This window comes from Alteromonas sp. ABV4_150 (assembly GCF_056311745.1).
On record NZ_CM149971.1, the window covers coordinates 3,427,007 to 3,439,478 of the forward strand.

Below are 12,472 nucleotides of genomic sequence, written 5' to 3' on the forward strand. Positions count from 1 at the left end.
CGATACACGCTTTGCGCAATTAGCACTTTGTTTGCATTGTTTACAAGCGCTACTGTACTAGCAGCTAAATCACACCAAGAGAGCCCACAGATAGCCATCGCCATCCATGGCGGAGCAGGCACTATTTTGAAATCGTCGATGACGCCTGAAAAAGAGGCGGCTTATAAAAAAGTGCTAACGCAGGCGGTACAGCACGGCTATGGCTTGCTGCAAGACGGTGCCAAAGGTGAAGTCGCGGTAGTAGAAACGATTAAAATTCTTGAAAGTTCACCTTTGTTTAACGCCGGTATTGGCGCAGTGTATACGTTTGACGGTGAGCATGAGCTCGATGCGTCTATCATGCATGGTGGAACAAAAAACGCCGGTGCTGTTGCCGGTGTTAAGACAATTCGAAGCCCAATAGAAGCGGCACTACTCGTAATGGATGAGTCTCCGCATGTCATGCTCTCTGGTGCAGGCGCTGAAGAATACGCAAAAGAAAACGGTCTTGAGCAAGTAGACAACTCACTTTTTGATACCAAATTTCGCAAGCAAGCGTTAGATAAAACGAAAGCCCGTATGGAGCAGGCTTCAAACGGCTACGGTTTGCAGCAGGGGAACGAGCGCTTTGGAACGGTAGGGGCCGTCGTATTGGATGGTTGGGGCAACATTGTTGCCGGTACATCAACCGGTGGAATGACGGCTAAACGATATGGACGCATCGGCGATTCACCCGTTATTGGAGCCGGCACTTATGCTGACAATGCTAGCTGCGCCGTATCAGCTACCGGTCATGGTGAATATTTCATTCGATACAATGTGGCTGCAGATATCTGTGCGCGAATGAATTATCAAGGGCTAACGTTGAAAGACGCTGCTAATACAGTGATTAACGACGTGTTAGTGAAAGCTGGTGGAGATGGCGGGGTAATAGCCATCGACGGGAAAGGAAACATCGCGATGCCATTTAATTCAGCGGGTATGTACCGCGCAAGTATCGACGTGCATGGTGAAGTAACCGTGGCTATTTATAAAGACTAAATACTTAGTGGCATTTGTTGTTTTAATGTTAAATGTGCTGGCTTGTATTCAACGAAGCGTCTAATCTTTAAATGTGGGGGAAATTGCTTTCACATGTGGTTAAAAATAATTGAAGTGCCGTAACGCCCAATAAGTCGCAGTATCGGTCACATTAGGCGCCACGGCTGGAGAATCGAAAATGGAATCGTTGCAAGTCAGTGATTATATGAATACTCACCCAGTCAAACTTAATGTCGATATGCCCGTTGCGCAGGCTGTCGAAGCGCTGTTAGCCAGTGGGCAAAGTGGTGGACCTGTGCTTGATGCAAAGGGAAAGGTCGTGGGCTTTTTATCCGAGCAAGACTGTATCGCTCAAATGATTGCATCTAGCTATTATCGCGAGCAGATCTGTAGGGTAGGTGAAATAATGAAAACGCCGGTGGTTTCGGTTAAGCCCTATATGTCGGTGATAGAGCTAGCGCAATTGCTGCTTAAAGAGAAGCTCACGGGTTTACCCGGTAGTAGATGATGATGGTGTGCTTTTAGGCTCCATTAACCGAACGGCAGTGCTTCGTGCCATTGACGTTCAATTAAACGATGGCTATCAGCGAGCGGGCTAGTTGATATTAGATTTTGCGCTGCCTATGTAAGCTTGTCTGCAAAATCGAAGGTGGTATTGGCGATGTTTTGAGGTATTGAAACCTTAAGCGCAAATAAACTACAGCGATAAGTTAGCAAATTTTGAGAGAAAAGGGGAAAGGTAACCTTTAAGCTCCCCTTTTCTCTATTATCGGCGTGGGTGTTGGCGTTACTCACACCATGTGCTGTTAACCTTGCCTATATACTAAATCTCTTATTGCGTCTTTAAGCGTCGTACCTGCGACAAGTTTAAAGTTTTGCTTTTGGCTTGGCATTACGTTGCGGCCATCTTGCACTACCCACAGTCCTTCAGTAAAAGCACCGCCAAGGTTGGCATTTGTTGCTTCTAGCCCGTCAGTTTCCGATACCCCGTCAATTTGCTTTGCCTTGTCAGCGGCAATTTGAACTAGCCCCATAAGTGTTAACGTTTCAGGGTTTTCTTCATGTATGTGATAGATGGCGTAGCTGTTATTGCCCTGACTTGATGCAATGAGGTATTTCTTGTCATCAACGGTAAATAGTGCCAAGCCCTCTACATCAGCTTCAACCGGTGGTGTTATTGCTGAGATAAATGTAGGTGTATTATCAGTAGAGCTGATATCCAGCGCCCAGATACCTGCGGCCTCTTCACCAAGGTAAGCCGTATTGGTGTAGGTATCTACCACGCAGCCTTCAGGCTGTGAGGGAAGAGAGAAGCTTTGACTTAACTTTCCTTTAACTACTTTGCCTTGGTTGATTGATAATTCATATCGCTCGAAGCGACCACTGGTATCGTTCGCAAATACATGAGCTATCCCGTTATTGGTAAAAAGACACATACCATAAATGTCGCTAAGCGTTGTTTTAATCTCACCTAAATGGGTGAGGTTACCGTTATGATCTATTTCCAAAACAGACAAGCTGTTATGTGTTCGGTTTGAAGCAACGGCAACATCAGTAAATTCTTTTTTACCGTCGATGTTCACAGTGTTTACCGCAACCCGGTACCCAACATCTACGTTATTGACTCTTCCTATCGGCAGGCTCTGAAGTTGCTTGCCGGTAAGATCGTAGGTATTCAATGCGCCTTTTTTGTCGGTGCCAACTATGCGACTGTCTGAAGGGGCCTGTGAGTTAACCCAAATAGCAGGGTCGTCAGCTGCATCACCATAGTTTTGCACAGGCTGAGTTTGCGCGAATGGTAAAACAGTAGCCACCTTATGTTGGTCAGAAGTGTCGGTACCACTTTGAGTGTCACCGTCTTTTTTAGCAAGACACCCATCGTTAAAATATTCGGCGGTCAAACTAGCCGGCAGTTCTGCAGAATAAACCCTGCCCGATGCGTCATCATCTACTACCACAGAAATTCTTGGCCCTTCTTTATTTTCAAAAGTGGCAAAGTGAATAAACTCAGGCTCTATGTTTTCAGCGGTTCCTTCTTCGTCGCGCATCAAAGTTACGAATTCAGCATTACATTGATTTTGCAGCCACACGCCGCTTTTATCTGGGCTTACCCAACCGACAAGGCTGCTGTTTGAATTTAGAGCAGTAGAGGGTAAGACGCTCACACCTTCGACTGGAGTATCCGCATTATGAAAGATAAGCGTTTTCTCTAACTCACCTTCTATATGGGCGCTAACCCTCCATACCCCGGCGAACTCATCCGCCAAGTAGATGTTTTGCGTATCTAGGTCAACACTGCAACTTTTAATGCCAGGGCCTATGGCGAAACTGCGTAGCGATAAAAACTGATCATGGTGTAGTTCATATTGATTGAGGGTGCCTGTGGCATCCACATTGATAATGTGAGGGTGTCCTTGCGCACTCATTGCTGCGCAAATGGCCTCAGAGCCTTTGGTGGCTTGGCTAAGCAGCCGTTGCACTGTCAGGGTGTCAACAGATATGCGATATGCTTCAATATGTTGCGTGTTGTTATTAAACACTACCAAAGACACCCATTGCTTGGTCGCAGAGCTAGCTACTTCAGCGTGTGCAAACGCGTAGCTGCCTTCAATAAATTGAGTTTTACCTTGGCTGTTAATAAGTGAAATGCCTTTATGCTCGTTTATTTGAAGGTTAATAGCATGGGTGTCTTCGTAAGAATGACTTTTCTTGGACGGCGCTACTTTAAGCGTATGATTGCCATGGGTGTCATTGTAAGACGCTGCTGGCATGGGTGTCTTTGTAAGCGCTGTGTTTTTTGTGCTGTTAGCATGGGTGTCTTTATTAGTGTGACCATTGTTTTGGTAATAAAGCGTTTGCTCAAAACCTTTTTTAAGGTGTGTAAGTGTAAGTACAGTGCCTGTGGGCGCGCCTTCAGTTTTTGAGACTGTCGTATCTTGCGCTGCACAGCTAAAGAGTGTGGCTAGAGCACCGGTAAAAACGACGGTCTTTGCTACTGCTCGGTGTAGCCCTTTTGTTTTTTGGTTATCCATTGTCATCATTAATCCTGAATCGTGTTCGGCGAAGATACTGTGCGGGCGTTATTCATTGTGTGGGTGTAAATCGTCTTCCCATTGTGATCGATGTAATTAAGGAAGATGTTTTTAGCTGTCATGCTCACACTGACAAAGCCGCCGGTCGATTTTGCGAATTGTGTAAAGTCGTAGTTACTAACAGGCCGCACTTCTGAGCCGCCACCGGACACTACGTGCACTAGGTCATCCCCGGGTAATTGGTTGTGTTGAAGGTCGTGCTCGTGCCCAGCAACATAAAGGTTGACGCCATGTTTGTGAAAAATGGGTTCTAACACGTCTTTGATAGCGTCTGTTTTACCGAAGCGTTTACCACTTGAATAAAGTGGATGATGGCCTATGACAACTTTCCAGGTATATTGCTCTTTGGCCAACATAGTATTTATCCAATCAAGCTGTTTAGATGCTCCTTGTGAGTAAGCTTCCTGGTATTTAGCCTCACCTGCATAGTCGGGGTTTAGCGGAGACGTATCGATAAACAACAAGAGAGCTGAGCTTCCATCGTCAAGCTTTAACGTCTTACTGTAATACTGCGCCGGCATTTCCCAACGTCGACTCTTAGTGCTGTAATCTATTTGCGCCTGCCAGTTTCCTCGATAGTCATGGTTTCCCAACACAGGGTACCAGTCGATGAATAAATGAGGTTGATGATAAATGTTTTCGTAAGAAGACTGCCAGTAAGGGTCGTCAATTGAGGCAACACCATTGTCGTAGAAGTTATCGCCGGTGGTTGCGATAAATTCGGCATCTAGTTGGTAGCTTGCAACATCTAGCCATTTAGCAACGTGTTTTTGATAAAAGTGGCCGTTGCGGCCCCAATCACCTAACGTTAAAAAAGAAACCGCGTCATCCGGTACCGATAAACCTTCAATAGTGGTGTGTGCATAATAATCGTGTGAATACTGCTCGTTGGTAGCCTTCGCATTTTCAATAGCTACGTTAGTTTTTGCCGCGGAATAAGCGGGGCTTGTTTGCTCTGCCTTTACAAATTCTGAGGTAAGGCAGTAGGTGAAACAAAACACAACCGCAAACAGAGTTGCGAATGTTGGCTTTGTGGTTGGGGCGAGTGTGGGTAAACCGTGCATGAAAGACTCTCAAAAGCAGATGACGCAAGCCCCATGTTAGAAGCTTGCGAACATCTGAATATTAACAACAAATAAAAGTGACTAGTTAAGCTGCCAAGTGAAACCTAGCTCAAAGGTACGGCCATACTCTTCGTACTGCGCGTTTTGACTGCGCGTATCAAAGTAGTTATAGAAAGGCTCGTCACCTAGGTTTATGCCGTTGAAATACACCTGCATGCTGTCGTTAATGTAATAGCGGGCCATGAAATCAATTTGTACATGGTCATCTTCAAATCTCAGCATATCACCGTCAATTTCTTCGAAGTTTTCACTTTTATACGTGGTAGCAAGTCGTACGCTGAAATCATTCGCTTCGTAACCAATGGTTAAGTTACCAATGCGATCTGACTGGTTAGGTAACTGTGTTTCGAACGTTTCGCCATCTAAGAATGTGGTGGCTTCAGAGTCGGTGAATGTCGCGTTAGCAGATACAATAAACCCGTTATTGAAGGCTTTGACCCAAGAAAGTTCCAGACCAGTCAAGTCAGCAGAGTCGCCATTTATTGGCTGAATAACTTCTTCAAAACCTTCCCAGCCAGTGGTACCTGCAACATCGGCATACACAACAAAGTTGTCGATATTCTTATAGAACAATCCTGCTGAAATTACGCCAATGTCACCAGGGTAGTATTCAACTGACAAATCAACGTTTTGCGCTTCATAAGGCTGAAGCTCTGGGTTGCCCACTTCTGCCTCACGTTCCGTAACGAAAACGCCATCGTCTTCTTCGGTTTTACTTTCGATAATTTGAAACGCAGCCACATCTTCAAATTTTGGACGTGAAATGGTTTGCGTGTAGGCGGCACGAAGCTGTAGCTTGTCAGAAAACGTATATCTGGCGTTTACACTCGGTAGCCAGTAGTCATAATCACGCTCAGCTTCCCATGGTGAGTTGACCACTTCTTCTACATCAGATTGTTCGTTTTCAACTAGCTCTACGCGCATGCCTGACGTTGAAAAGTCGGTGCGCTCATAGCGAACACCGGCGACCAAGTGAAGCTTTTCAATGTCAACGCTGCCCATTACGTAGGCTGCAAAAATATCTTCTTCGTTTACATATGTGGCACCGCGAGATTCAACTTCTGAATTAAGGCTGTCTACTTCAAGGCTTGAGCGGTTATCGTTAAAGTAGCTGCGCATAACGCCGCGATTAAGCCCTGGACCGAAATTGTCTAGTGCATACTCTGGGCTAGCAGTACCAAACTGAGAGGCATCTAGCCCGTCAAAGTCACCATCAAAAATCGTGATGCTGCTGTCTCTGTCTTTTTCTCGGCTGCGGTATTTTGAACCAAATTTGAATTCACCAATGTATCCGCCTAGGTTAACAGGGCGTGATGCGTCAAATTTAATACTGGTTTCGGTATCTTTGGTGTAGTTATCTTCAAAGCTAATTTCATCTACCTCGTAGGTAGATAAGTCCATTGCATCAGCGTTTTGCGAGACCGTAGGGCGCATGGTGTTTAAATCAGCGCTAATGCTGTCGTTTTCTGTTTTAAAAACGTAATACAAAGCGTCTGGTTCGTCTTCATCAGACTTTGCATAACCAAGTTGCCAGTTTGCTCTCCACGTGTCTAACTGGTGCTCACCACCTAGTGCCACTGTAAAGATGCTTTGACTTTCGTAACGATCTTTACTTTCTCTTTCTATCTCCGAGTCTTCACCGTCAAAAGTGAAAATGTTGGCCTGACGGTATTCGTCATCAGAAAATTCACTATATAGTGTGCGAAGGAAATACTGGTTGTTGAAGTCGGGACGGAAATCAATGTTCAGCGCACTACCTAAACGTTCGCGAGTAATTGTATAGTCCCGTTGCTCAAGCTCGTCATCACCGTTACTTTCAACGTTATCCGAACCAAAGTCTCTATCAAAGTAGGAGATAGCGCCAGCAACACCCCATTCAGATGAAAGCTTTTTAGTAAAAGTTCCGGACAGCTTTGGACTGGTTTTATCCACTAAATCGTTTTGACTTGCTTGAACGGTAACGCTTGCGGTATCACGGGCTTTATCAAAGGCACTTACGCTTTTTACCGCCACCGAGCCACCAATGGCGTCGCCATCCATATCTGGGGTTACAGATTTCGATACTTCTAACGTTTGAATAAGTTCTGAGGGAATAACGTCAAGCGCAACAGAGCGCACGCCAGACTCCGGCGAAGGAATATTTAGCCCGTTGATGGTTACGTTATTAAGGTTTGGGTCGATACCGCGAATTCCCACAAAGCGACCTTCGCCTTGGTCACGTTCTATAGAGAGGCCGGGCAAACGTTGTAGCGATTCCGCAGCATTCTGATCAGGAAATTGACCAATAGCGGCTGCCGAAACAATAGACGAGATACGGTCAGATACGCGTTGCTGGTTAATGGCGCTTGCCTGTCCGCTTCGTTGGCCGCGCACCAAGATTTCATCAATGGTATCGCCGCTACCAAATTCGACGGCAGCGCGGGCAATACCATTGTCTGTCACGTTAATCGTTTGCGTGACGGTATCTTCACCAAGATAAGAGATTTCTAAGGTATAAGTGCCTTCAGGAATAGAAGGGAAGCGAAACGTACCGTCTCTACCGGCTTCGGTTACAAGCCCTAGCTCGATAAGTTTAATTTGTGCGCCTGTATAGCTGCGTGCTTTGGCGGCGTCTTTTACTGAACCAATAATGACACCATCCGCCGCTAAAGCAGGCGATGCAACGCTAAGGCCTAGCGCCGCTATGCAGGCAAGTGTAAGAGAAGGGTAAGCGGTTTTAATTTTCATTTATTTTCCAATCAATTAAGCAGTCAATAGGAGTGTGAAGTAAGTGCTAAGTTAATGACTAAGCACCCTAAGAATGCTCCATGACAGTTATATGACGATTTGATGGAGCAATGGGCTTACTTTCGGCAATTGTCGCTAACTCTCAAATCGATGAGCTAAATTGACCCTGTCTTAAGTTTATGATTTTACTTGGTTTGTATTTCTTTTTTCGCGTTCCTTGAAATGTTTGCCATCAAGATGTCACATTGATGAGCCAAACTGACCCTCGACAGTTTCAACAAATTTGGGCAAGACTCTTGTTTTGTTTTAAGCGCTGGAAGCCGCTGGACTGACGCGTGATGTATTCAATATTAGAGATATCCAAAGAGAGCATTATGTTTACCTTTACAAATTCAACACAATTTAGACATCACAAGCTTTGGCTGGTATTTACGTTTTGCGTGGTAACCTTGGCGGTGTGCCTAGCTTTTATGTTTGGCAATGCAAAAGAAAGTACCGTGATATCTGGCCTAGATATTGTGGGGGAGGGTAGCATCGCTTTTTTAACGCTTGCGTGGATGCTTGCAGCGCTCGCTAGCCGTCCTCCTGGAAAAGTAACTAGCCTTCTTATTATAGGGCTAGGCTTTTTCTTGTTTTCTGTCAGTTTAGATTTCTTAGACGAATTTTTTCATTACCCCGAGGCCGCTTACTGGATAAGTATGATTGAGTCTTACCCTGCGGCGGTGGGGATGGTAGTGATGACCGCGGCACTTTATCAATGGCACCTAGAGCAGCGTGCGTTAAATTTGCAATTACGACGTCGTGAATGGGACGTTCGGGATCACGATGCTATCGATCCGATTACTCAGCTTTACCGTGCAGAGTATTGGAAAGCACAAATAAATAAATTACAGCAATCCGGGAAGTCGGCTGTAATTGCCATCATCGATATCAATAACTTCTCTATGTTTAATCAAAAGCATGGGTATACAGAAGGCGACAGGTATCTGCACGAGATTGCGCAATTGGTGATCATGAATTTGCGCCAGCAAGATCTAGCGTGTCGTTACGCCGGTGATAGGTTTGCTATTTTGATGCCAGACGTCTCGCCCATGCAGGCCGATGTTATCCTGAATGATATCAAAGTAAGCATTCAGCACCTTGCTTTTAGACATAGTCTCAATGCCAATGCTATTTACACCACCGCACGAAGTGCTCAAGTGACGTTGTTACCTAATCAGCGCCTTGCGACTGTGCTAAACACCATGCTGTTAGAGCTTGAGCGTTCTCATGACAGTGCAGCGTAGGTTGGTCAGATTGGTGAAAATAGCTGGTGTATGTGCACGAAGATGCCTGCGGTGAATGTCTAATGGATTTAACGTTACCACGAATTAACGCACTAGAAAATTCTGCAAACGAAGATGCAGCGGCAGGTGCTGAGCGTTGCCATTCAACACGTATATCTAATATGGGTGTCCCTGCAAAAGGTGATGTTGATGAGTTAGCGGTGGGTGTCTCTGTAAATGGTGATGCTGATGGGCTTAGCGCGGGTGTCACTGGTAGCGATCATGTAGTGATGTCTAGCCAAGATAAAGTAATAGTTGGATATTGGTTAGTGCAGGCAGTGCTTAATGTGGCGCTCTCTCGTGGCTGTAATAAGAATAAGCTCTTGCGCGGTACAGGTATTTTTGAGGAGTCGTTACAACCCAATTCGCTAGTAAGCATAAACCAGTATTCATCGCTGTTAGGCAATGTTCATAGCCAAACCAAAGGTAACGATGTCAGTTTTTTATTGGGTGGTGCTTTAGCCTCGCAGTGGCTTACTAGTCCGCTACATGTGCTTAAAGCATGCGAAAATATTGAGCAGCTACTTTTACACCTTACTCAACGCCAAACATTTAGGTGGTGTAGCTTACCGCTCTGTCAGTTTCAGCGGTTTGAAAGTACCGACAAAATTATACTAGTGCCTCAGTTTACAGGCATAAGCAGCAAACAGCTTCAATTCACTCTTGAAGTGGCATTTGCAACGCTGGTGGCGCTCATTAAAAGTATTACGAATAAGCGAATACCTTTGTCTTTTACCTTCACAGGCAGTCGACCGAAGAATATCGCTGATTATGAAACGCACCTTGGGCTTAAATTATCGTTTAATAGCCGCTTTAACAGTATTTGCATTGAAAAAAGGGTAACAAGCCATCCCTTAGGGCTGACAACTCAGCCGATAGACTCTGTTGAATTGCACGCATCTATGGAAGATTTACCAAGTAACAGTGCAACGCAAACAAAAGAAAGGAGTTCTATTGAACAGCAAAACCGCTTGTCTTTGCCTGACTTTGTGAGGCGTTACGTTTGTACTTCGTCTAACACGCACTCGCCTAATATCGGATTGCCTGAATTGGCGGAAACCCTAGACGTCAGCGTAGCAACGCTGAAACGGAAATTAAAAGAGTTCGGCACTAGCTACCGCGCTCTGTCTGAAGAAGTGCAGCGCAATCATGCGCTTTTACTTTTATCGGTGCAAAAGGTGAGTAACGAGGCTGCGGCCAACGCAATGGGTATTAACGATTTGCCCAACTTTCGTCGCACGATAAAACGACTAACAGGTAAAACCCCTAGCGAACTTAGAAGTTAATCAGAAACCGTAAATCGTGTTCGCCCCTTATGTGTCGAACATAAGACCTCTGTAATTAACATCTCAGTGCACTATCAACCCTACGATATAACTATGTGACGCTGACCCCCAGCAGCAAGGTGGTTGTGGTCCCACTTCTTAAAAAAGCAATACTCTTTGTCGCGTCAGCTTAATGTAGAACTACTATGCCTGCTGTAATTCGACGCAATTACAAACTTTGTAAGTCTCATTGAGAGGGTAATTCTCTGTACGGTCTGTTATGACATAATCATTGGAAAGTAAATGTCTTTTCAATATCGTTAAAACCTTTTATCCTTTGCTGCTTTAGCTTTGCATCGTCAAAGACCGAGAAGATATGGTCTTGTTGAAGCTTGTTTTACGCATTCGCACCCTTCAGGTGGCTGTTCAGCGTAGCCTTTAAACTTTTGCTGTCACGCAATAAAACCCAAAAGAGAGTTTTCTGTGCACGAAAATAACGACATTGCACCAAATTCTATTGTTCCAAACCCACTAGGTTTAACGCCTATTTTGCTTTTTGTGATCCTAGTTGTGGTTACAGGCATCACCACAAATGACATTACCGCAATGCCTATTTTGGTGGCGTTTTTTATCAGCGCTGGGTATGGCCTATGTTTAAATCCGAAAGGTAAAAAGGTCAGCTTCTCTGAAAAGGTACAAACCTTTTGTAAAGGCGGTGGCGACAAGAACATTATTCTCTTAGTGCTGATATTCCTACTGGCAGGTGCGTTTTACGCGGTGACTATAGATATTGGTGCACGAGATGCCACGGTCAACATGGCGTTACAATTTGTACCTTCCTCACTGATATTGCCGGGTCTGTTTTTGATTTGCTGTTTTATATCATTTTCCATGGGCACGTCTATGGGCACCATTACCGCGCTCTCGCCAATAGGTGCAGTTCTCGCCACAAGTTTAGGGCTGCCGGTGGAAATGGCGCTAGGTATTGTAGTGGGGGGCGCTATGTTTGGTGATAACCTCTCGTTTGTTTCAGACACCACCATTGCCGCAACACGAACACAGGGCGTACAGTTAAAGGACAAATTCAAAGCAAACTTAATGGTGGCTGTACCAGCCTGCATCGTTACTATGTCGTTACTGCTTATGGTCGATGTTGATACTTCAGGAATTGTTGAAGGCGGCAGCTACGATTTTTGGCGCATAGTGCCGTACTTGTGCATTATTGCTTTCGCGCTAACAGGGTTTAACGTCATCAGCGTACTTGCAGTGGGTATTGCCAGTGCCTGCGTAGTGGGCTTGTTGCAAGGTAGCTTTACGCCACTTTCCATGATGCAAAGCATTCAAAAAGGGATGGGCTGGATGCAGGACTTGGCGATGATTGCCATAACCATAGGCGGCATTGTGGCGTTAATGCACGCTAACGGCGGTATAACCTGGTTAATAGAACGCTTGACCCGCAAAGTTACATCAAAGAAAGGCGCGGAATTTAGTATTGCAGGCTTGGTCAGCTTTTTAGACATTACAACGGCGAACAATACCATTGCCATTGTTACCGCAGGCCCAATTGCTAAAGACCTGAACGAAAAATACGGCGTAGACCCACGCCGTACCGCGTCATTACTGGATATCTTTTCGTGCAGCTTTCAAGGCTTGGTTCCTTATGGCGCGCAGCTTTTAAGTGCAGCGGCCGTAGTGGGCATTTCACCTTTGGCCATTACACCTTATTGCTGGTACCCCATGCTTATTTTTGTGTTTGGCGTGGCGGCCATTTGGTTTGGCTTTCCCCGTTTTAAAACGCCGCAGGACGATGAATTAACCCAAAGCGCTTAAATTCTCGTAACGCTTAACAGGCTGGCTTTTTAGGGCGGTATCTTCTAGGATCACCGCCCGAATTTTATTGATGATTAAAACCTCGCTTT

Annotated in this window: 7 protein-coding genes and 1 pseudogene; 5 read left to right on the plus strand and 3 right to left on the minus strand. The window is 45.3% G+C overall.

The window, feature by feature from the left end; translation table 11 throughout:
• Positions 1–27 precede the first annotated feature (27 nt).
• Positions 28–1,020: an isoaspartyl peptidase/L-asparaginase family protein gene (locus ACYX4M_RS14870; protein ID WP_476082888.1), complete on the plus strand. Its 993-nt coding sequence runs from the start codon at positions 28–30 to the stop codon at positions 1,018–1,020.
• Between the two features lie 178 nt (positions 1,021–1,198).
• A pseudogene (locus tag ACYX4M_RS14875) lies at positions 1,199–1,619 on the plus strand (CBS domain-containing protein).
• Positions 1,620–1,826: 207 nt separating this feature from the next.
• Here ACYX4M_RS14875 and ACYX4M_RS14880 read toward each other — a convergent pair.
• The 3 genes from ACYX4M_RS14880 to ACYX4M_RS14890 all read right to left on the minus strand — a co-directional run bounded on the left by ACYX4M_RS14880 (position 1,827) and on the right by ACYX4M_RS14890 (position 7,963).
• A complete protein-coding gene (locus ACYX4M_RS14880) occupies positions 1,827–4,052 on the minus strand; it encodes a phytase (protein ID WP_476080695.1) in 2,226 nt (741 codons plus the stop codon).
• Between the two features lie 8 nt (positions 4,053–4,060).
• Positions 4,061–5,176, minus strand: a complete 1,116-nt coding sequence (locus ACYX4M_RS14885) for a metallophosphoesterase (protein ID WP_476080696.1) — start codon at positions 5,174–5,176, stop codon at positions 4,061–4,063.
• Positions 5,177–5,257: 81 nt separating this feature from the next.
• Positions 5,258–7,963 carry a TonB-dependent receptor gene (locus tag ACYX4M_RS14890; RefSeq protein WP_476080697.1) on the minus strand — a complete coding sequence of 902 codons (2,706 nt, stop codon included), beginning with the start codon at positions 7,961–7,963 and terminating at the stop codon, positions 5,258–5,260.
• 374 nt (positions 7,964–8,337) lie between these two features.
• On the opposite strand from ACYX4M_RS14890, the gene ACYX4M_RS14895 reads away from it, so the two are divergent.
• From ACYX4M_RS14895 to ACYX4M_RS14905, 3 genes are all read left to right on the plus strand, one after another.
• The gene (locus ACYX4M_RS14895; protein WP_476080698.1) at positions 8,338–9,249 is read left to right on the plus strand and encodes a diguanylate cyclase domain-containing protein; all 912 of its coding nucleotides are present in this window, start codon (positions 8,338–8,340) and stop codon (positions 9,247–9,249) included.
• Between the two features lie 62 nt (positions 9,250–9,311).
• On the plus strand, positions 9,312–10,574 hold the full coding sequence (locus ACYX4M_RS14900) for a helix-turn-helix domain-containing protein (protein WP_476080699.1): 1,263 nt from the start codon (positions 9,312–9,314) through the stop codon (positions 10,572–10,574).
• Between the two features lie 462 nt (positions 10,575–11,036).
• Positions 11,037–12,383: a Na+/H+ antiporter NhaC family protein gene (locus ACYX4M_RS14905; RefSeq protein ID WP_476080700.1), complete on the plus strand. Its 1,347-nt coding sequence runs from the start codon at positions 11,037–11,039 to the stop codon at positions 12,381–12,383.
• Positions 12,384–12,472: the final 89 nt, after the last annotated feature.

What these genes read in the sequence shown, in the direction of transcription:
- ACYX4M_RS14900 (WP_476080699.1), top strand. Translation starts at nt 9,312, where the DNA reads ATGGATTTAACGTTACCACGAATTAACGCACTAGAAAATTCTGCAAAC.
- ACYX4M_RS14890 (WP_476080697.1), bottom strand. Translation starts at nt 7,963, where the DNA reads ATGAAAATTAAAACCGCTTACCCTTCTCTTACACTTGCCTGCATAGCG.
- ACYX4M_RS14880 (WP_476080695.1), bottom strand. Translation starts at nt 4,052, where the DNA reads ATGGATAACCAAAAAACAAAAGGGCTACACCGAGCAGTAGCAAAGACC.
- ACYX4M_RS14885 (WP_476080696.1), bottom strand. Translation starts at nt 5,176, where the DNA reads ATGCACGGTTTACCCACACTCGCCCCAACCACAAAGCCAACATTCGCA.
- ACYX4M_RS14895 (WP_476080698.1), top strand. Translation starts at nt 8,338, where the DNA reads ATGTTTACCTTTACAAATTCAACACAATTTAGACATCACAAGCTTTGG.